The sequence below is a fragment of the Geodermatophilus sp. TF02-6 genome (assembly GCF_003319115.1).
Taxonomy (GTDB): domain Bacteria; phylum Actinomycetota; class Actinomycetes; order Mycobacteriales; family Geodermatophilaceae; genus Geodermatophilus.
Genome location: NZ_QOHF01000019.1, coordinates 1 through 22,697, shown reverse-complemented (window position 1 = coordinate 22,697; position 22,697 = coordinate 1). Strand labels below are relative to the sequence as shown.

The 22,697-nt window shown below is 73.3% G+C and carries 21 protein-coding genes and 2 tRNA genes; 12 read left to right on the top strand and 11 right to left on the bottom strand.

Annotated features, from left to right (window positions below):
• Positions 1 to 18: 18 nt before the first annotated feature.
• A tRNA-Val gene (locus DQ238_RS16630) sits at positions 19 to 93 on the top strand.
• Between the two features lie 144 nt (positions 94 to 237).
• On the opposite strand, the gene coaE is transcribed toward DQ238_RS16630, so the two are convergent.
• Positions 238 to 834, bottom strand: a complete 597-nt coding sequence (gene coaE / locus DQ238_RS16625) for a dephospho-CoA kinase (RefSeq protein ID WP_113782384.1) — start codon at positions 832 to 834, stop codon at positions 238 to 240.
• A gap of 143 nt (positions 835 to 977) precedes the next feature.
• Between coaE and DQ238_RS16620 the strand changes: the two genes are divergently transcribed.
• A complete protein-coding gene (locus DQ238_RS16620) occupies positions 978 to 1,250 on the top strand; it encodes a hypothetical protein (RefSeq protein ID WP_113782383.1) in 273 nt (90 codons plus the stop codon).
• 253 nt (positions 1,251 to 1,503) lie between these two features.
• Here the strand turns inward: DQ238_RS16620 and rpsA are convergent, their stop codons facing one another.
• Positions 1,504 to 2,964 (bottom strand): 30S ribosomal protein S1, encoded by a 1,461-nt coding sequence (rpsA, locus tag DQ238_RS16615; protein ID WP_113782382.1) that lies wholly within the window; start codon positions 2,962 to 2,964, stop codon positions 1,504 to 1,506.
• A gap of 215 nt (positions 2,965 to 3,179) precedes the next feature.
• Here rpsA and DQ238_RS16610 point away from each other — a divergent pair, with 215 nt between their 5' ends.
• Positions 3,180 to 4,025, top strand: coding sequence for a class I SAM-dependent methyltransferase (locus DQ238_RS16610; protein WP_113782381.1), 846 nt, complete (start codon positions 3,180 to 3,182; stop codon positions 4,023 to 4,025).
• Positions 4,026 to 4,036: 11 nt separating this feature from the next.
• On the opposite strand, the gene DQ238_RS16605 is transcribed toward DQ238_RS16610, so the two are convergent.
• From DQ238_RS16605 to DQ238_RS16585, 5 genes are all read right to left on the bottom strand, one after another.
• Entirely contained in the window at positions 4,037 to 4,936 is a 900-nt protein-coding gene (locus tag DQ238_RS16605; protein ID WP_233496032.1) for a zinc-binding dehydrogenase, read from the bottom strand.
• Between the two features lie 179 nt (positions 4,937 to 5,115).
• Positions 5,116 to 5,475, bottom strand: coding sequence for a hypothetical protein (locus DQ238_RS16600; RefSeq protein WP_113782379.1), 360 nt, complete (start codon positions 5,473 to 5,475; stop codon positions 5,116 to 5,118).
• A gap of 3 nt (positions 5,476 to 5,478) precedes the next feature.
• Entirely contained in the window at positions 5,479 to 6,429 is a 951-nt protein-coding gene (locus DQ238_RS16595; protein WP_113782447.1) for an extradiol ring-cleavage dioxygenase, read from the bottom strand.
• On the bottom strand, positions 6,422 to 7,276 hold the full coding sequence (locus DQ238_RS16590; protein ID WP_113782378.1) for a citryl-CoA lyase: 855 nt from the start codon (positions 7,274 to 7,276) through the stop codon (positions 6,422 to 6,424). The genes DQ238_RS16595 and DQ238_RS16590 overlap by 8 nt, the downstream gene beginning before the upstream one ends.
• Positions 7,273 to 8,472: a CaiB/BaiF CoA-transferase family protein gene (locus tag DQ238_RS16585; protein WP_113782377.1), complete on the bottom strand. Its 1,200-nt coding sequence runs from the start codon at positions 8,470 to 8,472 to the stop codon at positions 7,273 to 7,275. The genes DQ238_RS16590 and DQ238_RS16585 overlap by 4 nt, the downstream gene beginning before the upstream one ends.
• Positions 8,473 to 8,695: 223 nt before the next feature.
• On the opposite strand from DQ238_RS16585, the gene DQ238_RS16580 reads away from it, so the two are divergent.
• From DQ238_RS16580 to DQ238_RS16570, 3 genes are read left to right on the top strand one after another with little or no spacing between them, the layout of a single operon-like run.
• Positions 8,696 to 10,183 carry an amidohydrolase family protein gene (locus DQ238_RS16580; protein ID WP_113782376.1) on the top strand — a complete coding sequence of 496 codons (1,488 nt, stop codon included), beginning with the start codon at positions 8,696 to 8,698 and terminating at the stop codon, positions 10,181 to 10,183.
• Positions 10,180 to 10,530 carry an FAD-dependent monooxygenase gene (locus DQ238_RS24455; protein WP_113782375.1) on the top strand — a complete coding sequence of 117 codons (351 nt, stop codon included), beginning with the start codon at positions 10,180 to 10,182 and terminating at the stop codon, positions 10,528 to 10,530. The genes DQ238_RS16580 and DQ238_RS24455 overlap by 4 nt, the downstream gene beginning before the upstream one ends.
• Entirely contained in the window at positions 10,413 to 11,201 is a 789-nt protein-coding gene (locus DQ238_RS16570; protein WP_370447525.1) for an IclR family transcriptional regulator C-terminal domain-containing protein, read from the top strand. Before DQ238_RS24455 ends, DQ238_RS16570 begins: the two co-directional genes overlap by 118 nt.
• Before the next feature lie 122 nt (positions 11,202 to 11,323).
• Here the strand turns inward: DQ238_RS16570 and polA are convergent, their stop codons facing one another.
• Positions 11,324 to 14,071 (bottom strand): DNA polymerase I, encoded by a 2,748-nt coding sequence (gene polA, locus DQ238_RS16565; RefSeq protein WP_113782373.1) that lies wholly within the window; start codon positions 14,069 to 14,071, stop codon positions 11,324 to 11,326.
• Positions 14,072 to 14,232: 161 nt separating this feature from the next.
• Here polA and DQ238_RS16560 point away from each other — a divergent pair, with 161 nt between their 5' ends.
• Complete coding sequence (locus tag DQ238_RS16560) at positions 14,233 to 14,637, top strand: PaaI family thioesterase (protein ID WP_113782372.1); 405 nt, start codon at positions 14,233 to 14,235, stop codon at positions 14,635 to 14,637.
• A gap of 138 nt (positions 14,638 to 14,775) precedes the next feature.
• On the opposite strand, the gene DQ238_RS16555 is transcribed toward DQ238_RS16560, so the two are convergent.
• Positions 14,776 to 15,351 (bottom strand): GNAT family N-acetyltransferase, encoded by a 576-nt coding sequence (locus DQ238_RS16555; protein ID WP_113782371.1) that lies wholly within the window; start codon positions 15,349 to 15,351, stop codon positions 14,776 to 14,778.
• 427 nt (positions 15,352 to 15,778) lie between these two features.
• On the opposite strand from DQ238_RS16555, the gene DQ238_RS16550 reads away from it, so the two are divergent.
• Genes DQ238_RS16550 through DQ238_RS16535 form a run of 4 tightly spaced genes read left to right on the top strand, consistent with a single transcriptional unit; the run spans position 15,779 to position 19,861 of the window.
• Complete coding sequence (locus DQ238_RS16550; RefSeq protein ID WP_233496031.1) at positions 15,779 to 16,978, top strand: branched-chain amino acid ABC transporter permease; 1,200 nt, start codon at positions 15,779 to 15,781, stop codon at positions 16,976 to 16,978.
• A gap of 3 nt (positions 16,979 to 16,981) precedes the next feature.
• Positions 16,982 to 17,980, top strand: coding sequence for a branched-chain amino acid ABC transporter permease (locus DQ238_RS16545; protein WP_113782370.1), 999 nt, complete (start codon positions 16,982 to 16,984; stop codon positions 17,978 to 17,980).
• Positions 17,970 to 19,007 (top strand): ABC transporter ATP-binding protein, encoded by a 1,038-nt coding sequence (locus DQ238_RS16540; protein ID WP_113782369.1) that lies wholly within the window; start codon positions 17,970 to 17,972, stop codon positions 19,005 to 19,007. The genes DQ238_RS16545 and DQ238_RS16540 overlap by 11 nt, the downstream gene beginning before the upstream one ends.
• Positions 19,004 to 19,861: an ABC transporter ATP-binding protein gene (locus tag DQ238_RS16535; RefSeq protein ID WP_199506406.1), complete on the top strand. Its 858-nt coding sequence runs from the start codon at positions 19,004 to 19,006 to the stop codon at positions 19,859 to 19,861. The genes DQ238_RS16540 and DQ238_RS16535 overlap by 4 nt, the downstream gene beginning before the upstream one ends.
• A 297-nt stretch (positions 19,862 to 20,158) precedes the next feature.
• Here the strand turns inward: DQ238_RS16535 and DQ238_RS24260 are convergent, their stop codons facing one another.
• Both DQ238_RS24260 and DQ238_RS16525 read right to left on the bottom strand, forming a co-directional pair.
• On the bottom strand, positions 20,159 to 21,469 hold the full coding sequence (locus tag DQ238_RS24260; protein WP_305037574.1) for an ABC transporter substrate-binding protein: 1,311 nt from the start codon (positions 21,467 to 21,469) through the stop codon (positions 20,159 to 20,161).
• 234 nt (positions 21,470 to 21,703) lie between these two features.
• Positions 21,704 to 22,303 (bottom strand): ANTAR domain-containing response regulator, encoded by a 600-nt coding sequence (locus tag DQ238_RS16525; protein ID WP_113782367.1) that lies wholly within the window; start codon positions 22,301 to 22,303, stop codon positions 21,704 to 21,706.
• A gap of 81 nt (positions 22,304 to 22,384) precedes the next feature.
• On the opposite strand from DQ238_RS16525, the gene DQ238_RS16520 reads away from it, so the two are divergent.
• Positions 22,385 to 22,458 (top strand) — tRNA-Leu (locus DQ238_RS16520).
• The last annotated feature ends 239 nt before the right edge of the window (positions 22,459 to 22,697 follow it).

Here is a 22,697-nt window from a genome sequence, read left to right as displayed (position 1 = left end):
GGCCGGGCAGGCCGGACCGGGCGATTGGCGCAGTGGTAGCGCGCTACCTTGACACGGTAGAGGTCACTGGTTCGAACCCAGTATCGCCCACCACAGGAGAGGCCCGGGCCCGGTGGACCCGGGCCTCTCGCTGTCTCGGGGTGCCGCTCGCCGGCCGGGTGCGGCGATCGTCGTGGTGTCCACCGTGCACGACGCCGCGCACGACGCCCTCCACCGGGCGCCGGGCGACGCAGCAGGTCAACCGACGGCGGGGGTCACGTGCTCGGCCCAGAAGCGGTCCACCTGCGCCGCCAGGTCCTCGACGCTGCCGCTGTTGTCCAGGACCACGTCGGCGACCGCACGGCGCTGCTCGTCGGTGGCCTGCGCGGCGATGCGGGCGCGCGCGTCGGCCTCACCGAGCCCGCGGGCGAGCAGCCGCTGCACCCGGGTCTCCAGGTCGGCCTCGACGACCAGCACGAGGTCGTAGGACGCGGCCTGACCGGTCTCCACCAGCAGCGGGACGTCCTGCACGACCACGGCGTCGGGAGGGGCCGCGGCGACCAGCTCGGCGGCCCGCGCCCGCACCAGCGGGTGCACGATCGCGTCCAGCCGGGCCCGGGCCTGCGGGTCGGCGAACACGACCGCCGCCAGGGCGGGCCGGTCGAGGGCCCCGTCGGCGGTCAGCACGTCCGGCCCGAACGCGACGACGACGGCGTCCAGCCCCGGGGTGCCCGGCTCGACCACCTCGCGGGCGATCCGGTCGGCGTCCACCACCCGCGCGCCGCGGGCGGCCAGGAGCCCGGACACCGTGCTCTTGCCCGATCCGATCCCGCCGGTCAGCCCGATCCGCAGCATGCACGGACCGTAGCCAGCACCCCGGCGACGATCACGGACGGGTAACAGCCGCCCGCGTCGTCCGGCGCGTCGCTCCCGTCACACCCGCACCGTGGGCAACTCTCCCCCGGCGCTCTCCACCCGCCGAGGAAGGTGTACCGACCATGTCCCGTCCCGCCCACGCGGCTCCCCCGTCGACCCCCGCAGCCGTCCGGCGCGGTCCCGGTCGCCACCGGCTCGACCGCCCCACCGGCGTGCGGTGCACCGACCTGCCGGCGGTCCGCGAACGGCTGGAGCGCACCGGAGCCGCGCGATCCCGCAACGCGTTCACGCGCTGGCTGACGGCCACCGCCCCCGCCGGACGGCACACCTGGCAGTTCCTGGCCGGTTCGGGCGGCCGGCCCCGCACCGCGTTCGCCATCATCCTCAGCCTCTGAAAAACCCCCGACAAGGACCCCGACAAGGACCCCTCGAAGGACCCCTCGCCCCCCACCGCTCACAAGTTCGCGGCGGGCCCCTGCGAGGGGCCGCCTCGCAGGCTCAGGGCGGGGCCCGGGACGGGGCCGGCGGTGGGCGGAAGGGGACCAGCCCGGGACGGGGCCGCGGCATCCGGAGACGACGAAGAGGCCCGGGACCCCGCGGGGTCCCGGGCCTGTCGTCAGGTGCCGGTCGGGATCGACCGGCGACGCCTCACGCGCCGCCGGCCAGCTTGGCCCGCAGCGCGGCGAGCGCCTCGTCGCTGGCCAGCGTGCCGCCGGAGGTGTCGTCGGCGTCCACGTCACCGCTGGAGTAGTTGCCACCGGCGGCGGCCTCGGCGTCGGCCGCGCGGGCCTCGGCGATCTGGCGGCGGTGCGCCTCGTAGCGGGCCTGAGCCTCGGCGTACTGCCGCTCCCAGGTCTCGCGGGCCTCCTCGTAGCCCTCGAGCCACTCGCCGGTCTCCGGGTCGAAGCCCTCGGGGTAGATGTAGTTGCCCTGCTCGTCGTACGAGGCGGCCATGCCGTAGGCGGCCGGGTCGAACACGTCCTCGTCGCCGACGACGCCCTCGTTGGCCTGCTTGAGCGACAGCGAGATCCGGCGCCGGTCGAGGTCGATGTCGATGACCTTGACCAGGATCTCGTCGCCGACCTGCACGACCTGCTCGGGGATCTCCACGTGGCGCTCGGCCAGCTCGGAGATGTGCACCAGACCCTCGATGCCCTCGTCGACGCGGACGAACGCACCGAAGGGCACCAGCTTGGTGACCTTGCCCGGCACGACCTGGCCGATCTGGTGGGTCCGGGCGAACTGCCGCCACGGGTCCTCCTGCGTCGCCTTCAGCGACAGCGAGACCCGCTCGCGGTCGAGGTCGACGTCGAGGACCTCGACGGTGACCTCCTGGCCCACCTCGACGACCTCCGACGGGTGGTCGATGTGCTTCCAGGACAGCTCGGAGACGTGCACCAGGCCGTCCACGCCGCCCAGGTCCACGAACGCACCGAAGTTGACGATCGAGGAGACCACGCCGGTGCGCACCTGGCCCTTGGCGAGCTTGTTGAGGAACTCGCTGCGGACCTCGGACTGGGTCTGCTCCAGCCACTGCCGGCGGGAGAGGACGACGTTGTTGCGGTTCTTGTCGAGCTCGATGATCTTGGCCTCGAGCTCGCGGCCCACGTAGGGCTGCAGGTCGCGGACGCGGCGCATCTCGACCAGCGAGGCGGGGAGGAACCCGCGCAGACCGATGTCGAGGATGAGGCCGCCCTTGACGACCTCGATGACGGTGCCGGTGACGACCTCGTCGGCTTCCTTCTTCGCCTCGATCGTGCCCCAGGCGCGCTCGTACTGGGCGCGCTTCTTGGACAGGATCAGCCGGCCTTCCTTGTCCTCCTTCTGGAGGACGAGGGCTTCCACCTCGTCGCCGACGGTGACGACCTCGTTGGGGTCGACGTCGTGCTTGATGGACAGCTCGCGCGAGGGGATGACGCCCTCGGTCTTGTAGCCGATGTCCAGCAGCACCTCGTCCCGGTCGACCTTGACGATGACGCCTTCGACGATGTCGCCGTCGTTGAAGTACTTGATCGTCTGGTCGATCGCGGCGAGGAAGTCCTCCGCGGTGCCGATGTCGTTGACGGCGACCTGCGGGGTGCTGCTAGGACGGACCTGGGTGGAGGTCATGTGGTCGAGTGCTCCGGACGGGGAGTCGTAGGGACAGGACCACGACCCGGAGGGGCCGTGGGGACGTTCAGGGGGCAACAGAGAGCGGTCCCCCGCACGTGGGAACAACACTGCAGACCTCTGGCGTCATTCCATCCTACGGACGCGCGCGCGAGCGGGTCCACCAGGGGCGTCGCGCAGGAACACCTCCGGCGGCGTGTCACGATCGGCGCGCCATGACCACTCCTCCGGTACCCGGCCTCCCCCTGGGCAGCGACGGCTACCCGGCGCCGGGCGGGGTCGTCCGCCGGCCGGCCGGGACGGCGGAGTCGGTGCGCGCCAGCCGGCGGTGGTGGGACGCCGCGGCCCCGGCCTACCTGGCCGAGCACGGCGACGACCTCGGCGACGTGGACTTCCTCTGGTGCCCCGAGGGGCTGCGCGAGGGCGAGGCCCACCTGCTCGGGGACGTCGCCGGGCGGCGGGTGCTGGAGGTCGGCTGCGGGTCGGCACCGTGCGCGCGGTGGCTGGCCCGCGCGGGGGCCGACGTCGTCGCCCTCGACCTGTCGGCCGGGATGCTCGCCCGCGCGGCCGGGCTCAACCGGGCCACCGGCACCGACGTCCCCCTGGTGCAGGCCGACGTCGGCGCGCTGCCGCTGGCCACCGCCAGCGTGGACCTGGCCTGCTCAGCCTTCGGCGGGCTGCCGTTCGTGGCCGACGCCCGAGGCGCGCTGGCCGAGGTGCGGCGGGTGCTGCGGCCGGGCGGGCGGTTCGTCGCGTCGGTGAACCACCCGTTCCGCTGGCCGTTCCCCGACTCCCCCGACCCCGGGGACCTGCAGGTCACCTCCTCCTACTTCGACCGGACGCCGTACGTGGAGACCGACGACGGGCGCGCGGTCTACGTCGAGCACCACCGCACGGTCGGTGACTGGGTGCGCGCCGTCGTCGGCGCCGGGTTCGTGCTCGAGGACCTGGTGGAACCCGAGTGGACGCCGGGGCGCACCCGGGAGTGGGGCCAGTGGTCGCCGGCCCGGGGCGCGCTCGTCCCCGGCACGCTGGTCCTGGTCTGCGCCACGCCCGGCTGATCAGCCGCCGATCAGCCGCCGGGGCTCAGCACCACGCGCCGTCCCGCACCGGCTGCGGTCCGCGCCCACCCCTCCGCGGCCCGGGACAGCGGCAGCAGTTCGTGGTCGACCGCGAGCCGCCCGGCCGCGGCGCAGGCCAGCGCGGCGGCCCGCTGCTCGCCGGTCAGCGCGTTGTTCGTGTAGCCGAGCACCGACGCGCTGCGGCTGCGGAGCACGGCCGAGGAGAACCGGGCGGTGTCGCCCGACGCGCCGCCGAGGTTCACCAGCCGCCCGCCCGGGGCCAGCACGCGGGAGGCCGCCGTCGCCGCGGCGCCGAAGACCGGGTCGACGACGACGTCGACGTCCCCGCCGCAGGCCCGCGCCAGTCGTCGCGCCAGCTCGTCGACGTCCTCGGTCAGGGGGACGACCTCGTCGGCGCCGGCGCGGGCGGCCCGCTCGGCGGAGGGGCCGGGCCGGCACACGGCCACCACCCGGCCCGCGTCGAGCGAGCGGGCGGCGCCGATGGCCGCCTGGCCGACGGCTCCCCCGGCGCCCAGCACCAGCACGCGTTCGCCCGGCCGCAGCTGCGCCCGCCAGGTGAGCGCCATCCAGGCCGCGACCCCCGAGAGCCCGATCGCGGCGACCGCCGGGTCGGGGAGCTCGACGTCGAGCGGGACGACGTCGCCGTCGGCGACTGCGCAGCGCTCCGCCTGGCTGCCGTCGCCGGGCGCCGTGCCGGCCGCGGTGGCGAACCAGACCCGCGCCCCCGTCGGGTGGGCGGCGGAGTCGGCCACGACGCCGACCCCCTGCACCCCGGGGACGTAGGGCACGGCCGGGCGACCGAAGTACGACGTGCCCGAGGCGCAGAGCAGGTCCAGCGGCACCACCGGCGCGGCCGTCACCCGGACCAGCGTCTGCCCGACGGCCGGCACGGGGTCGGGGTGGGGGCGGTACGCCGGCGGCTCGCCCGGGGTGTGCAGGACGGCGGCGTACGAGTGGCCCCGCTGCAGCAGAAGGACCCCGTCCTCCTCACCGCTCGCAGGCTCGCGGCGAGCCTCTGGACGGGGCCTGGCGCGAGCTCGCGAGGGGCGGGAGGCAGTGGGGTCCTCCATCAGGTGGTGATGTCGGGATAGGGCAGCTGGATGTGGCTCATCCGCTGGGCATAGGCCTTCACGTAACCCAGCGGCTCGTGGTCGTGCTCGAACATCGCGATGAACAGCGTCAACGTCAAGAACGGGTGCGCGCCCAGCTCGAACAGCGTGACGTGGTCGTGCGTGCGCAGCGCCCGGCGCTCCTCCTCGGTGAAGCCCAGCCACGTCGAGTCCTCGGCGTCGACGCAGTTGAGGATCTTGTTGGCGCGCTCGGTCTCCCACCAGGCCACCGTGCCCGCCGGGTCCTCCCGGTAGCGCTCGACCAGCTCGGGGTCGCGGTCGACGGTGTAGAGGAACTTGTCCAGCAGGTACCGGCTCATCGTCTACTGCTCCCCTCCGGACTCGCTCCGCTCCTCGCTCGCTGAGCTCGCTGCGCTGCTCAGCCGTCCGTCGGGTTCGCGCTCCGGGACTCCGTCCGGGTACCAGGTGAAGTAGGCCTCCATGGTGTGGAACAGGTCGACGGTCTCGACGTGGTCGGCCTTCTGTCCCTCGCCGGCTCTGTTGGCAGCAACGCCCATCATCAGCATGAAGTCCATGAACCCGTGGGTGGCGTTGCCCGGGGCGTGCAGCGACTCCAGCGAGACCTCGGCCAGGCAGCTGTCGATGTCACCGGAGGCGATCCAGTCCACGGCCTTGCGGTCGAACTCGGGGTCGGGGCCGTGCTCGCCGAACTGGCGCGGGCCGCCCAGCTCCAGCGACAGGTGGCCGGTGCCGATGACGGCGACCCGCTGGTCGGACTCCCAGGACTCGACCATCTCCCGGATCGCCCGGCCCAGCTGCACGAACCGGCGGGGCTGGGGCAGCGGCGGGGCGAAGATGTTGGTGTAGACCGGCACGATCGGCAGGTCGGCCTGGGGCCGCAGCGTGATGATCGGGCAGGTGATGCTGTGGTCGATCCGCAGCTCGTTGGAGAACGCCAGGTCGAAGCCGCGGTCCAGGCCGTCGCGCAGGATGTGCGCGGCCAGGTCCTCCTCGCCGCGCAGCAGCATGCGGGGCAGGCCGAACTCGCGTTCCTCGTTGTACCAGTTGGCGTCGAAGAAGGGCGCCTTGCCGACCAGGAACTGCGGCATGTTGTCCAGCCACAGCTGGTGGAAGTGGTCGCTGCCGACCATGACCAGCACGTCGGGCTCGGCGGCGGTGAGCGTCTGGCGGAACCGCTCGATCTTGGTGATCCACTCCTCGGCGAACGGCGGCCGGTCCTTCGGGGGCAGCTGGCTGGTCTTGTAGTAGAAGGGGTGGTGGGTGGATGCGATGACCGCGGCCAGTTCAGCCATGACGACCTCCATCGGCGTCGGACTCGTGCGCGGGCAGGAGCTCGGGGACGTACGGGTCGGGCGGGACCGAGCGGTTGTTCAGGTCCACCGACAGGAAGACCTCGTTGGCGACGGGGTGGCGCAGCTCCTCGGCGAGCTGGCCGATCAGCCCGGCGGTGCGGGCCAGCAGCGCGAAGCCGCGCAGCAGCTCCAGCGGCAGCCCCAGGTCGGCCAGCGCCGCCCCGCACACCCCGGCGCCGTTGAGCGGCAACCGCTTGCCCAGCACCTGCGGGTGGACCCGGCCGATGGCGGCGAACAGCGACAGGTGGGGTCCGTAGAGCCCTTCTTCGGTGGCGATCTGGAACAACCGCGGAGTGCGCGGGTCGCCGTCCTTGTGCACGTGGTGCCCCAGGCCGGGGACGAAGCGGCGGGCGGCCCGCTGCGCGGTCACCGTCTGCAGCGCCAGGGCGTCCCACCCGGCGTCGTCGGTGGGCAGGCCGTCCTCGGCTCGGGTCAACACGTCGTGCAGGAACCGGCCGCAGTCCTCGGTCACCCCCAGGAACCGGGAGCCGCCGCCGAGCAGGCCGGCGGCCAGCGCCCCCTGGACCGAGTCCGGCGCCGAGAGCCAGGTCAGCCGGGTGACGATCGCCGTCGGGGTGAACCCGTGGTCGGCCAGGGCGGCCAGCACCGCCTCGAACACCCGGGTCTCGCCCCGGCTGGGACGGCGCTGGGTGGCCAGCCAGAACGCCAGCTCCCCGAACCCGACCTCGCCCATCACGTCGCGGGCCAGGTCGGTGCCGAGCAGGGTGATCGTCTCCGGGCTCGAGGCGCCCAGCGCCGTCGGGTACACCGGGCGGTCGCCGCTCACGCGCTGCGCTCCTCGTCGCGCGCCGGTGCCGCCAGCCAGGCGCGGATCTCCGCGCCGTGCTCGTCCAGCGCCGGCGGCGGCAGCCGGTAGGTGGGCCGGCTGCCGGAGAAGCGGATCGGGTTGCGGATCGACGGCACGGCCGCGGTGCCCTCCCCCGCGGTGACCACCGGGTCGAGCCCGACCTCCTCGGCGAAGGCGATCCCCTGGTCGACGGTGTTGATCGGGCCGCAGGGGACGCCGGCGGCGATGATCTCCCGGAACCACTCCTGCTTCCCGCGGGTCCGCAGCCGCTCGACCAGCAGCGGCCGCAGCTGCTCCCGGTTGGCGGTGCGGTCCTCGTTGCGCAGGAAGCGCGGGTCCTCGGCCAGCTCGGGGACGCCGAGCACCCCGACCAGCCTGCGGAACTGCCCGTCGTTGCCCGCGGTGACGATCAGCTCCCCGTCCGCGCAGGGCAGCGGCTCGTAGGGGAACAGGCTCGGGTGGCTGTTGCCCATCCGGAACGGGACGACGCCGCCGGCGACGAACGCGCTGGTCTGGTTGACCAGCCCGGAGAGGGCCGAGGACAGCAGGTCCACCTCGACGTGCTGCCCCAGCCCGGTCTCGGCGCGCCGGTGCAGCGCCGACAGGACGCCGATGGTGGCGTGCAGCCCGGCCATGACGTCGAAGACGGCGACGCCGGCGCGGTAGGGGTCGCCGCCCGGGTCCCCGGTGAGGCTCATCAGGCCGGAGATCGCCTGCACGATCAGGTCGTAGCCGGGCAGCGCGGCGCCGCCGGGGCCGCTGCCGAACCCGCTGATCGACGCGTACACGACGCCGGGGTTCGTCGCCGAGACGGCGGCGTGGTCCAGGCCGAAGCGGGCCAGGCCACCGGGCTTGAAGTTCTCCACGAGCACGTCCGCCCGCCGGGCCAGCTCCCGCGCGGCGGCGAGGTCGTCGGAGTCCTTCAGGTCCAGCGCTACCGACCGCTTGTTGCGGTTGACCCCCAGGTAGTAGGTGGACACGCCGTCGCGGACGGGCGGCTGCCAGGTGCGGGTGTCGTCGCCGCCCGGGCTCTCGACCTTGACCACCTCGGCGCCCAGGTCGGCCATGAGCATCGTGGCGTAGGGCCCGGCGAGGATCCGGGAGAAGTCGGCGACCAGGAGGCCGGCGAGGGGTCCGGCGGGGCCGTTCCCGGTGCCAGGGGGTCCGACGGTCATCGGGGCTGGGACCTCCTCGGGCTCGACCGAACGTGCGCGGACGGGTGTCCGCCGCTCCGCCGCAGTCTGGGCGCCGCCGTTTTCCGCTGTCAACCGCGCGCCGGCTGCGACGTCGAGGCCTTGACACGTGACGCAGGTCACGGCCAGGGTGGCGCCATCCCGGACCCCGTGATCGCGATGCGGACAGCCGTCCGGTGAGTCGACGAGGTCGAGGAGGCCCAGCATGAGCCCGTCCCAGTCCGTCGCACCGGAGGCCGGCCGACCGCTGGTGTTCCGGGGCGGCACCGTCCTCACCATGGACCCCTCGTCCACGGTCCTGAGCGACGCCGACGTCCTCGTCGTCGGCGACCGGATCGAAGCCGTCGGGCCGCGCCTGGAGGTGCCGGAGGGGACGCAGGAGGTCGACGCCCGCGGCGGCATCGTCATGCCGGGGATGATCGACACCCACCGCCACATGTGGCAGACCGCGATGCGCGGCTACGGCGCCGACTGGACCCTCACCCAGTACTTCGTCTGGTACTACCTCGAGCACGGCAGGAGGTTCCGCCCCGAGGACGTCGCCGCGGGCAACCGGCTGGCCGCCGTCGAGTCCCTCGACGCCGGCGTGACCACCACCGTCGACTGGTCGCACGGACTGCAGTCGGTCGAGCACGGCGAGGCCGCGCTCGACGCGCTGCGGTCGGTGCCCGGCCGCTTCGTCCTGGCCTACGGCAACATCCAGGCCGGTCCCTGGGAGTGGACCGCCGACCCCGCCGTCCGCGCGTTCCTCGAGCGGCTGCGCAACGCCCGCGACGACATGATGGGCGTGCAGCTCGCCTTCGACGTCACCGGCGACCCGGCGTTCCCCGAGAAGGCGGCCTTCGAGGCGGCCCGGGAGCTCGGCCTCCCGGTGACGACGCACGCCGGCGTCTGGGGCGCCACGAACGACACCGGCATCCAGCAGATGCACGACTCCGGGTTCATGACGCCGGAGACGACCTACGTCCACGCGTCGACGCTCACCCGGGACTCCTACCAGCGGATCGCCGCGACCGGCGGCTCGATCTCGGTGGCCACCGAGTCGGAGTGCAGTGCCGGGCAGGGGCACGCCCCCACCGAGCAGGTGCTGCGGTACGGCATCCCGGTGTCGCTGTCGATGGACACCAGCGTGTGGTGGAGCGGCGACATGTTCTCCGCGATGCGCGCCACGCTGAACGCCGACCGCATGGCCGAGCACCTCACCGCGCACCTCGAGGGCGAGACGATCACGCACCTGAGGCTGCGCGCGCAGCAGGTCGTGGAGTGGTGCACCCGGGGCGGCGCGCACGCCGTCGGCCGCGACAGCGACCTGGGCAGCCTCGAGGCCGGCAGGAAGGCCGACGTCGTCCTGGTCAAGAACGACTCCTCCCCGGTGTCGTTCCCGTTGCTCAACCCGTTCGGGCACGTCGCCTTCCAGGCGCAGCGCTCCGACGTGCACACCGTGCTGGTCGACGGCCGCGTGGTGAAGCACGAGGGCAGGCTGGTCGGGATCGACCTGGCTCCGGTGCGCCGGGAGATCGAGGACACCATCGAGCACCTGCGCGCGGAGCTCGGCGAGGAGGCGTGGCAGGCCGGGATGTTCCCCGAGGTGCCGGCTGCGGAGGCGGAGGTCCTGGACAACCCGTACCGGTACACCGACTTCAAGGACGAGTCCAAGCGGGCCGGCGGCGAGGAACGGGTGCTCGGCCGATGAGCGGGACCCACCGCACGTCCGTCGTCGTCGGTGGGGGGCCGGTCGGTCCGACGACGTCGCTCCTGCTGAGCCGGCTCGGGGTCGAGCACCTACTCCTGGAGCGGCACCGGGACGCCTGGGGTGGAGGGGCGCACCACCCTCGACGCCGGGAGCGTGCGGACGGGGACTCGAACGGTGAGGAGGGTGCGGCGTGGCAGGACGCGGCTCCGGGCCGGACTTCGTGGAGGCGCTGGCGCGCGGCCTCGACGTCCTGGCCTGCTTCGGCGCCGAGCGGCCGGCGATGTCGCTCAGCGACGTCGCTGCCGCCGCCGGCCTCGCGCGGCCGACGGCGCGCCGGCTGCTGCTGACCCTGGAGGAGCTGGGGTTCGTCCGCAGCTCCGGTGGGCTGTTCCAGCTGACGCCGAAGGTGCTCACCCTCGGGATGGCCTACGTCGGCGCCCTGGGTCTGTGGGACATCGCCCGGCCGCACATGGAGGGTCTCGTCGCCCGCACCGGTGAGTCCTCCTCGATGGCCCAGCTCGATGGCTCGGACGTCGTCTACGTGGCGCGGGTGTCGGTGCCCAAGCTCATCGCACTGCGGGTGGAGATCGGCACCCGCTTCCCCGCGGTGCAGACCTCGCAGGGCAAGGTGCTGCTCGCCGCCCTTCCCGCCGTCGAGCTGGAGGCAACCCTCGCCGTGCCCAGCCGGGCCGGGTTGCCGGCGTACATCGGCCGCTCCCCCGAGCAGCTCCGGGACGAGCTCACCGAGGTGCGCGCCCGGGGCTGGGCGCTGGCCGACGAGGAGCTCGCGCCCGGGGTGCGCTCGGTCGCGGTGCCGGTCCGGGACGCCACCGGCACCGTGCGGGCGGCGATGAACGTGACGGTGCACGCGGCCGAGACCTCCGTCGACCGGCTGCTCGGCGAGCACCTGCCGCTGCTGCTGCGCACCGCCGGTGACGTGAGCGCGGAGTGGGCACTGTGGCAGTCCCGCCCGCACGTGGAGGTGCGCCGTGACCCCGGCGGGATCGTCCCCGCCTGATCCCGGCTCGGTCCCCGGCGCTCACCAGAGGTCGCCGTCCCGCCAGTCGCACACCAGCTCCCCGGCCCTCTCCCGGGCGTCCCCGACGCCTGTGAGGGGACCCGGAAGAGGGCGTCCTCCTCTCAGTGCGCGGCGGCGTCCCAGCTGTCGCCGAAGCCGACCGAGACCTCCAGCGGCACCGACAGCTCGGCGGCGCCGGCCATCTCCCGCCGCACCAGGGCCTCCAGCGCCGCCCGCTCCCCCGGCGCGACCTCGAGCACGAGCTCGTCGTGGACCTGCAGCAGCATCCGGGAGCGCAGCCCCTCGGCGGCGATCGCCTCCTCGACGCGCAGCATGGCGACCTTGATGACGTCGGCCGCCGAGCCCTGGATGGGGGCGTTGAGGGCCATCCGCTCGGCCATCTGCCGCCGCTGCCCGTTGTCGCTGGTGAGGTCGGGCAGGTAGCGGCGCCGGCCGAGGATCGTCTCGGTGTAGCCGGTCTGCCGGGCCTCCTCGACGACGCCGTCGAGGTACTCGCGGATACCGCCGAAGCGCTCGAAGTAGGCGTGCATCTGCTCGCGCGCCTCCTCCGGGGAGATCCGCAGCTGCTGCGCCAGCCCGTAGGCGGACAGGCCGTAGGCCAGGCCGTAGCTCATCGCCTTGATCCGCCGGCGCATCTCCGGGTCGACGTCCTCGATCGGGATGTCGTAGGCCTTGGCAGCCACGTAGCTGTGCAGGTCCTCCCCCGAGGTGAAGGCCTCGATGAGCCCCTCGTCACCGGAGAGGTGCGCCATGATCCGCATCTCGATCTGGCTGTAGTCCGCGGTCATCAGCGACTCGTAGCCGGTGCCCACGACGAACGCCCGGCGGATCCGCCGTCCCTCGGCCGTGCGGATCGGGATGTTCTGCAGGTTCGGGTCGGTCGAGGACAGCCGGCCGGTGGCGGCGATCGTCTGCTGGAACGTGGTGTGGATGCGGCTGGCGTCGTCGACCATCGGGATGAGGCCGTCGATGACCGTGCGCAGGCGGGTCACGTCCCGGTGGCGCAGCAGGTGCACGAGGAACGGGTGGCCCTCGGTCTGCTCGAGCAGCCAGGTGAGTGCGTCGGCGTCGGTGGTGTAGCCGCTCTTGATCTTCTTGGTCTTGGGCAGGCGAAGCTCGTCGAACAGCACTCCCTGGAGCTGCTTGGGCGAGCCGAGGTTGATCTCCCGGCCGATGACCGCGTAGGCCTCCTGAGCCGCCGCGACGACGCCGTCGGCGAACTCGCGCTGCAGCTCCTGCAGGGCCTCGAGGTCGACGGCGATGCCGCGCTGCTCCGTGCGGGCGAGCACGAAGGTCAGCGGCAGCTCGATCCCGCCCAGCAGCGCATCGCCGCCGCGCTGCCCCAGCACCTGCTCCAGCGCGTCGGACAGGTCGTTGACCGCCAGCGCCTTGAGGACGTCGGCGTGCGCGGCCTCCCGGGCCAGGTCGGCCTCCGACGGACCCATCCCGTCGAGGGTGAGCTGGGCGTCCTCGGCGGCGGCGTCCTTGAGCTCGCGGCGCAGGTACCGGACGGCCAGGTCACCCAGGTCGAAGGACCGCTGCCCGGGCAGGGCCAGGTAGGCGGCGAGCGCGGTGTCGCTGACCACGCCGTCGAGGTCCCACCCGCGGGCCCAGACGGCCAGCAGCGGGCCCTTGACCTCGTGCACCACCTTCGGCCGGTCCGGGTCGGCCAGCCAGGCGGCCAGCGCGGCCTCGTCGGCGACGTCGAGGTCGGGGCCGGTGTCGACGAAGGTGGCGTGGTCGTCGGCGGCGGCCAGCGCGATGCCGGTCAGCTCGCCGGTGCCCCGGCCCCAGGTGCCGCGGAACACGACGCCGGTGCGGCCGGTCCGGGCGTGCTGGTCCAGCCAGGCACCCAGGCCGCCGGCGGGCACCTCGTCCTCGATGACGTCGAAGCCGCCCTCGGCCTCCGGCTCGGCGCTGGTCAGCGTGGCGAACAGCCGCTCGCGCAGCACCCGGAACTGCAGGTTGTCGAAGAGGGTGTGCACCGCGTCGCGGTCCCACGGCCGCACGGCCAGGTCGTCCGGGCCGACGTCCAGGGGCACCTGGCGGTCGAGCTCGGTGAGCCGCCGGTTCTGCAACACCGAGGACAGGTGCTCACGCAGCTTGTCGCCGACCTTGCCCTTGACGGTGTCGACCCGGTCGACCAGTTCGTCGAGCGAGCCGTACTCGCGCACCCACCTGGCCGCGGTCTTCTCCCCCACGCTCGGGATGCTGGGCAGGTTGTCGCTGGGGTCGCCGCGCAGCGCCGCGAAGTCGGGGTACTGGGCGGGGGTGAGGCCGTACCTGGCCTCGACCTCCTCCGGCGTGAACCGGACCAGGTCGGAGACGCCCTTGCGCGGGTAGAGCACGGTCACGTGCGGGCCGACCAGCTGCAGCGCGTCGCGGTCGCCGGTGCAGATGAGCACGTCCATGCCGAGCTCGACGGCCGCGACGGTGAGGGTGGCGATGACGTCGTCGGCCTCGTAGCCCTCGGCGGTGACGACCGGGATGTGCAGGGCGGCCAGCACCTCCTGGATGAGGCTGACCTGCCCGCGGAAGTCCGTCGGGCTCTCGGTGCGGTTGGCCTTGTACGCGGCGTAGATCTCGCTGCGGAAGGTCTGGCGCCCCACGTCGAACGCCACGGCCACGTGGGTGGGCTGCTCGTCGCGCAGCACGTTGATCAGCATCGAGGTGAAGCCGTAGACCGCGTTGGTCGGCTGGCCGGTGGTCGTGGCGAAGTTCTCCACGGGCAGCGCGAAGAAGGCACGGTAGGCCAGGGAGTGCCCGTCGAGCAGCAGCAGCCGTGGCCGCGCCCCGGCAGCAGGGGGGACGGCGGGGCTGGTGGCTGGGGCGGAGACCGGAGCGGACATCGGTGCGATCCTAAGAGGACCCCGTTGCCCCCCACCGCTCGCGAGCTCGGGGTGGGCCCTGCAACGGGGCCGCCCCTTCCTCCCCTCCCCTCGCACGCTCGGGGCGAGCCTCGGGACGGGGCCGACCCTGCGGCGGGGCCGCGGCTGGCTACGGTGCTCCGGTGACCGTGGACCGCCCCGCCTGGCTCGACACCGGGCACCAGGGCCCGCTGGACGACAAGCTGGGGATCCGGATCACCGACTACGACCCCGACCACGTCGTGGCCACCATGCCGGTGGAGGGCAACCAGCAGCCCTTCGGCCTGCTGCACGGCGGCGCCACCTGCGCCCTGGCCGAGACGGTGGGCTCGTGGGCCGCGGCGCTCGGCGCCGGGCCGGGTCGGCAGGCCGTGGGGGTAGAGCTCAACGTGAGCTATCTGCGGGCGGCCACGAGCGGCGTGGTCACCGCGGTGGCCACCCCGGTGCGCCGGGGCCGCACCCTGGCCACCTTCCTGATCGAGGTCACCGACGAGCAGGGACGGCGGACCGCCAGCGCCCGGCTCACCTGCATGCTGCAGCCGGCCTGAGAAAGGACCCTCCTGCCCCCCACCCCTCGCAGGCTCGCGGCGGGGCCCTGCAGGAGGGCCGCCCCTGCCCCCCACCGTCTGCACGCTCGCGGCGGGACCCCGGAGGGAGCCAGGCTCGGGGAGGCCCGGAGGGCCGGGTCAGCTCTCGGCGACGTCCACCAGCGGCACCACCCGGGCGACCGGCCGGCGGCGCACCGGCACCCGGCGCGGCACCGGGACGGTCACGCCGCCGCGCTGCCAGGAGGCCAGCGTCCGCGTCAGCGTCTCCCGCGGCACGATCCGCCGGGTGGTGAGCGGCGCGAACCCCATCCGGGCGAAGAACCGCTGCCGCTCGGCCTCGTGCCCCCCGACGGCGGCGACCACGTGCGCCGCGCCGAGGTCGGCGGCGTGGGCGGCGGCGACGACCAGCAACGCCGCGCCGGCACCGCGCCGGCGGTGGTCCCGGTGGACGACGAGGTTGTCGACGGTCACCTGGGGGACGCCCAGCACGACCGAGAGCTGGTCGAGCCCGAGGACGGCCAGGCCCACCACGACCTCACCGCCGTGCCCGCCGTCCGGGGCGATCGGACCGGGCAGCACGGCCAGGACCACCCGGTGGGCCGGGTCGGCCAGCAGCCGGCGGAACCCGGCGGCGGCCGCCGCCCCCGGGGTCTGCCCGGTCAGCACGCCCTCGGCGTGCGCCTCGGCCCGGTGCTGGCGCACCAGGGCGAGCACGGCCGGCAGGTCGTCGGGACGCGCCGAGCGCGTCGTGACGCGGGACCGTGGACCGGTTCCAGACACAGCTGCCCTCCCCTGGACGGTGGAGGAAGGGTGCACCTGCGGACGCCGGTGGCCGCGACGGCGCGCCGCACCGGAGAGCGGAGTGGCACGTGCGGCCGGTTGCGGGGAGGTCACAGCCCGAGGCGACGACAGCGGCGCGCGACACGCCTGGGTTACCGTCCTGCCTCACTCACAGCGCCAGGGAGGTCGAGTGACCAACGCGGCAGGCCGTGCCCGACGGCACGGTCGACGACCGGGACCCGGCAGGGCCCCGACGGGCCCCGCGGCCCGCCCCCGACCCGACGCGCGGCGCAGCCCCCTCCTCCGGACCCTCCTCCGGGTCCTGCTCGTCGCGGCGTTCGGGCTGGGGCTGGCCACGTTCGTGCCGGGCATCGGGCAGGCCGCGGGCGAGCAGCTCGTCGGCACGCTGCAGACCAGCCGCAGCGGCCCGATCGACGGCGTGCAGATGACGGTCACCACGCCGGACGGCGCGCGGATCGGTCAGGTCGACACCGACGCGCAGGGCCGCTGGGAGGTCGACCTGCCCGGCCCGGGCCAGTACGTGGTCACCCTGAACTCGGACGACCTGCCCGACGGGGTGGTGCTCGCCGGCGAGGACAGCCGCACGGTCACCGTCGAGGAGGGCCGGCGGCAGGCGGTGGTCATCGGCCTCAGCGACGGCAGCCGCGACGGCGGCGGCGGCTCGGTGCGCGCCGTCCAACTGCTCGTCGACGGCATCCGCTTCGGCCTGCTGATCGCGATGTGCGCCGTCGGCCTCTCGCTGATCTTCGGGACGACGGGGCTGACCAACTTCGCACACGGCGAGCTGGTCACCATCGGGGCGGTCGTCGCCTGGTACATCAACGTCGACGGCGGCGTGCCGCTCGTCCCGGCCGCGCTCATCGCCATGCTGGTCGGCGCGGCCGTGGGCGCGCTCAACGAACTGGTGCTGTGGCGGCCGCTGCGCCGGCGCGGCACCGGGCTGATCGCGGCCCTGGTGGTCTCGATCGGTCTGTCGCTGCTGCTGCGCTACCTCATCCAGCTGTTCTACGGCGGCCGGTCCAACCCCTACCAGGGCGTCGGTGGCGGCCGGGCGGTCGACTACGGGCTGTTCCGGCTGACCAACGCCGACCTCACCTCGATCGTCGTCTCCGTCGTCGTGCTGGTGCTGGTGGCCGTCATGCTGCAGCGCACCAAGATCGGCAAGGCGATGCGCGCGGTCGCCGACAACCGCGACCTCGCCGCCTCCTCGGGCATCGACGTCAACCGGGTGATCCTGGTCGTCTGGATGATGGGCGGCGCCCTCGCCGCGCTCGGCGGCGTCCTGCTCGGCCTGTCCGACCAGGTGCAGTGGGACATGGGCTTCCGCCTGCTGCTGCTGATGTTCGCCGGGGTCACCCTCGGCGGTCTCGGCACCGCCTACGGCGCGCTGGTGGGCAGCCTGGTGGTCGGGGTCTTCGTGCAGATGTCGACCCTGGTGATCCCCAACGACGTCAAGTACGTCGGAGGGCTGCTCCTGCTGATCGTCATCCTGATCATCCGGCCCCAGGGGATCCTGGGCAGCCGCGTCCGGGTGGGCTGACCCGTGAGCGAACTGATCGACGCCCTGGCCATCGCCGGCAAGGCGGCCCTCGGGTTCCAGGCGATCTTCTTCGCCCTGCTGGCCATCGGCATCAACGTGCAGTTCGGCTACACCGGCCTGCTCAACTTCGGCCAGATCGCCTTCGCCATGCTCGGCGGCTTCGGCATCGCCATCTCGGTGAGCAAGTGGGGCCTGGACTTCTGGGTCGGCGTCGCCATCGGCCTGGCCGCGGCGGTCGTGCTGGCTCTGCTGCTCGGTCTGCCCACGCTGCGGCTGCGGGCGGACTACCTGGCCATCGTCACCATCGCCACGGCCGAGGGGTTGCGGCTGCTGTTCCGATCGGTCTCGGCCACCCCGGTCACCAACGGCACCCGCGGCATCTCGGACTTCAACGGGCAGTTCCTCGAGCTCGCGCCGTGGCCCACCAACGAGCGCTACCGGCTGCTGGGCACCAGCTGGTCCGGCGGTGAGCTGTGGGTGGCCCTCGTCGGCTGGCTGCTGGTGGCGCTGGCCTGCCTGCTCATCTGGGCGCTCATGCGCAGCCCCTGGGGCCGCGTCGTCCGTTCCATCCGCGAGGACGAGGACGCCGTCCGCGCGCTCGGCAAGAACGTGTACGTGTACAAGATGCAGGCGCTGGTGTTCGGCGGCATCCTCGGCGCGCTCGGCGGGATGGTCTACGCCGTCGGCACCGGGTCGGCGATCCCCGACCAGTACCAGAACGCCAACACCTTCCTCGCCTACGCCGCGCTCATCCTCGGTGGCGCCGCCCGGGTGCTGGGCCCGGTGGTCGGGGCGATGATCCTGCTGTTCATCCTGCAGTTCGCCGACACCGGTCTGCGGGCGCTGATCGACAACGGCGTCATCCCCGAGGGGCTGCTGACCTCCACCGACGTGGCGCAGATCCGCTTCGTCCTCGTCGGCCTCGGGCTCATGCTGTTGTTGGTCTTCCGGCCACAGGGGATCTTCGGTGACCGACGAGAGGTGATGCTCGATGCCCGCTGACCCGATGTCCCCCGAGCCCGCCCCGACCGGAGCGCACGCCGCCTCCCTCGACCGGGACGCCGCCGACGGCGCCGTCCGACGTCCGGCCCGGACGGCCCTGCAGGACGTCCCCTGGGAGGTCGGCGTCGCCAAGCCCGACCCGGCGGTCGTCGTCGACGGCGTGACCCGCACCTTCGGCGGCCTGACCGCGGTGTCGGTCGACCACCTGGAGATCCAGCGCGGCGGCATCACCGGCCTGATCGGGCCCAACGGCGCCGGCAAGACCACGCTGTTCAACCTGCTGACCGGCTTCGACGCGCCCAACAGGGGGACGTGGACCTTCGACGGGCGGTCGCTGGCCGGGCTGGCACCGCACAAGGTGGCTCGGCTCGGCGTGGTCCGGACCTTCCAGCTGACCAAGGCGCTGTCCCGGCTGACCGTGCTGCAGAACATGCTCCTCGGTGCCCAGGGGCAGAAGGGGGAGCGCTTCTTCGGCGCGCTGCTGCCCGGGGCCTGGCGGGGCCAGGAGCGGGCGAACACCGACAAGGCGATGGAGCTGCTGCGGCGGTTCAAGCTCGACACCAAGAAGGACGACTTCGCCGGCACCCTCTCCGGCGGTCAGCGCAAGCTGCTGGAGATGGCGCGCGCGCTGATGAGCGACCCGCGGGTCGTCATGCTCGACGAGCCCATGGCCGGCGTGAACCCCGCGCTCACGCAGAGCCTGCTCGGCCACGTCAAGGACCTGCGCGAGCAGGGCATGACGGTGATCTTCGTCGAGCACGACATGGACGTCGTGCGCGACATCAGCGACTGGGTGGTCGTGATGGCGGCCGGCCGGGTGATCGCCGAGGGCCCGCCGGAGTCGATCAGCCAGAACCAGGCCGTGGTGGACGCCTACCTGGGCGCGCACCACGACGCGCCGCTCACCGTCGAGGAGGAGGACCGCGTCCTCGCCCAGGCCGAGCGCGAGATCGCGCGTGAGGAGCACGTGGCGGACGGCGAGATCCTGAGCTCCGACGTCCCGCCCGAGGAGAGGACCGACCGTTGAGCGACCCCCTGTTCTCCGTCGACGAGTCCGGGGAGGATCTCACCCGGGCCGACCAGGCGACCTCGAGCGCCGCGACCCTGTCCCCGGCGGAGAAGGCCGCCACCCGCGAGGAGCACCTCCGCCTCGCCGAGGGCGCCCTGGTGCGGGCCGACGACCTGGTCGCCGGCTACGTGCCCGGGGTCGACATCCTCCGCGGGTGCGACTTCTACCTGACCGACGGCGAGCTCGTCGGCATCATCGGCCCCAACGGCGCCGGCAAGTCGACGCTGCTGAAGACCCTCTTCGGCCTCATCCCGGTGCGGTCGGGGAGGGTCACCCTGCGCGGGGAGGACATCACCTCCGCACCGGCCCACCGGCTGGTGTCCCTCGGCGTCGGCTACGTGCCGCAGAACAACAACGTGTTCCCCTCCCTCACCATCGAGGAGAACATGCAGATGGGCGTCTACCTGCGGCCCAGGACGTTCAAGGAGCGGTTCGACTACGTCGTCGACCTGTTCCCGCTGCTCGGCGAGCGGCGCAAGGGCAAGGCCGGGGCGCTCTCCGGCGGTGAGCGGCAGATGGTGGCCATGGGACGGGCGCTGATGATGGACCCGTCGGTGCTGCTGCTCGACGAGCCGTCGGCCGGCCTGTCCCCGGCCTACCAGGACGAGGTGTTCATCCGCTGCCGGCGGATCAACGCCACCGGGGTGTCGATCATCATGGTCGAGCAGAACGCCCGCCGCTGCCTGCAGATCTGCGACCGCGGCTACGTCCTGGACCAGGGACGCAACGCCTACACCGACACCGGCGACGCGCTCATGCACGACCCCAAGGTCGTCGAGCTGTACCTGGGCACGCTGGCCCGCACGCACTAGCACCGATCGGCCTCGGCGGCGCCGGCCCCGTCGGCGGGAGGGACGGACTCCACCCGCGGCACGACCGCGGGTGACCTCCCGCGGGGTCCGGCGCAGCGAGGGGTGGCCCGGTCCGGGGCGGCACGGCTGCAGCGCTGACCGCCCGCCGGCAGCACGGCGGCCCGGCACCGTCTCCGGTGCCGGGCCGCCGTGCGTCGTGCCGCCGTGGGTCGTGCTGTCGTGCCGTCCCCCGGGCCGCCGTCGGGGACGGCCCGGGGTGGGGCTGGTCAGCGGGCGGTCACCCGAGCGCCTGGTGCCTCAGCGCTGCGGGCCGATGCCGTTCGCGTTGAGCCCCTCGATGATCCGCGCGGACTCGTCGAACCCGATGACCGCGACCGCGTCGGGGTTGAACTCGACCATCTGCTGCACCTCGGAGTCGAAGTTGGCAGCCTGCGGGTCGTAGATCACCGTCTTGACGTCGCTGTCGGCCAGACCGGCGGCCACCAGGTTGTTCTTGACGTTCTCCGCCAAGCCGGTGCCGTACGGGTCGTTCAGGGCGAGGATGCCGACGGTGTTGTTGCCGTCCTCGATGATGAGGTCGGCCAGCGCCTCGGCCTGCAGCACGTCCGGCGGAGCGGTGCGGAAGTACAGCCCGTTGTCGTTGTAGGTCGTGAACTGGTCCGAGGTGTTGGCCGGCGAGAACTGCAGGACGCCGGCGCCGGTGATGGTGTCGATGACCGTGAGGCTCACGCCGGAGGACGCGGCGCCGATGATCGCGTTGGCGCCGGCCTGCAGCAGGGCGTCGACCGACTGGGTCGCGATGTCGGTGGAGGTGTCACCCGAGTCCCGCTGGATCAGTTGCACCTGCTGGCCGAGCACGCCGCCGGCGGCGTTGATGTCGTTGACCGCCAGCTGCGCGCCGGCGACCTCCGGAGGGCCGAGGAAGGCCAGGTTGCCGGTCTGCGGCAGCAGGGTGCCGATGACCAGCGCCGCGCCGGTGGCGCCGGGCGCGGCCGGGGCCGGCCCCTCGTCGGTGGTGGCGTTGGCCTCGTCACCGGGCAGGACGTAGCGGGTCTTGGAGTCGTCGATCCTGTTGTCGTTGCCGAACTGCTCGATGCCGATGCTGGCCTGGGCCGGCTCGCCGGCGTCGGTGAAGCTGAGCGGACCGGACTGCCCGTCGTAGTCGGGGTTGCCGCCGGCGTTGACGACGTCCAGGCAGGAGGCGAAGTCCTCGCACTTGTCGCCGCCGACGGTGATGCCGTTGACGTAGGCCTTGAAGACGTTGGCGTCGTTGGTGCCCGCCCGCTGGGCAGCCAGAGCCGTGACGACGATGGCGTCGTAGGTCTCCGCGGAGTAGTTGAAGTCGACCAGGTTCGGGTCGACCTGCAGCAGCCGGTCACGGAAGTCCCCGGACAGCTCGGTGAGGGGCAGGGTGCCCTTCATCCCGGCGAGGGCGCCCTGCTCGGTGAAGTCCTCGCCGAGGGCGTTGCCCATGTTGCCGTCGCTGCCGTAGACGTTGACCTGCTTCTCGCCGCTGTCGCCGCCGCTGCTGCCGCTGCTGCCGGCGCTGCCGCCCCCGTCGTCCCCGCCGCCGCAGGCGGTGAGGGCGAGCAGGGCCGCAGCGGACACGGCAGCGCTCCGGGCGAGGATGCCTGTGCGCATCAGACAACTCCCACTGTGGTGTCGGTCGTGCACTCGGTCAGCCCAGACGGGATGACCCGATCAGTGGGGGGAAGGTAGCTGCCGCACACCGGCCCGACGCAGGGGTCGACCGGACCGTGATGAGGTCGTGACCTCCCGGATCCCTGGCGACACGAGCTCCCGCGACGAGGAGACCGAGGTCACTCTCGCAGTGTGCGGCCGCTACGGCGTCGGGCCCGCGGCCGGCTGCTGGTCGAGGAGGATCCGCTGCGCCAGCGCCTTCATCGAGGTCCGCTCGTTCATCGCCGTCCGCTGGATCCAGCGGAACGCCTCGGCCTCGGTCATCCCCTGTTCGGCCATCAGCCTGCCCTTGGCCTTCTCGACCACCTGGCGGGCCTCCAGCCGCTCCTCGAGGGTGCGCACCTCGCCGTCCAGCGCGGAGATCTCGGCGAACCGGGCCCGGGCCACCTCGATCGCCGGGACCAGGTCGTTCTTGGAGAAGGGCTTGACCAGGTAGGCCATCGCGCCGGCGTCCCGCGCCCGCTCGACCAGCTCGCGCTGGCTGAACGCGGTCAGCACGATGACCGGGGCCACTCGTGAGGTGGCGATCCGCTCGGCGGCCGAGAGCCCGTCGAGGACCGGCATCTGGATGTCGAGGACGACCAGGTCGGGACGCAGCTCGGTGGCGCGGTCGACGGCCTGCTGCCCGTCACCCACCTCGGCGACGACGGTGTACCCCTCCTCCTCGAGCATCTCCTTGAGGTCGAGGCGGATGAGCGCCTCGTCCTCGGCGATGAGGACCCGGGTCGGCTCGCTGCTCACGCGCGGGAGCCTATCGATGCCGGGCCGTTCCCGACGTCGGCGTTAGGCTGCTCGACGAACCGGGAGCGCCCGTCCCGGTGAGCCCCCGTACCCCAATCGGCAGAGGGAGCGGACTCAAAACCCGCGCAGTGTGCGTTCGAGTCGCACCGGGGGCACGGTGACACTGCGGTCCTCCGGACCGCACCGCGGCCACGTGCCGTCCCCGGCCGCCGTGGAGCCCCACACTCCCGTCCCTGCTCGGGGGAGCCTCCGACCCCCCACTCCCAGGGACCGCACCGCGGCCACGTGCCGTCCCCGGCCGCCGTGGAGCCCCACACTCCCGTCCCTGCTCGGGGGAGCCTCCGACCCCCCACTCCCAGGGACCGCACCGCGGCCACGTGCCGTCCCCGGCCGC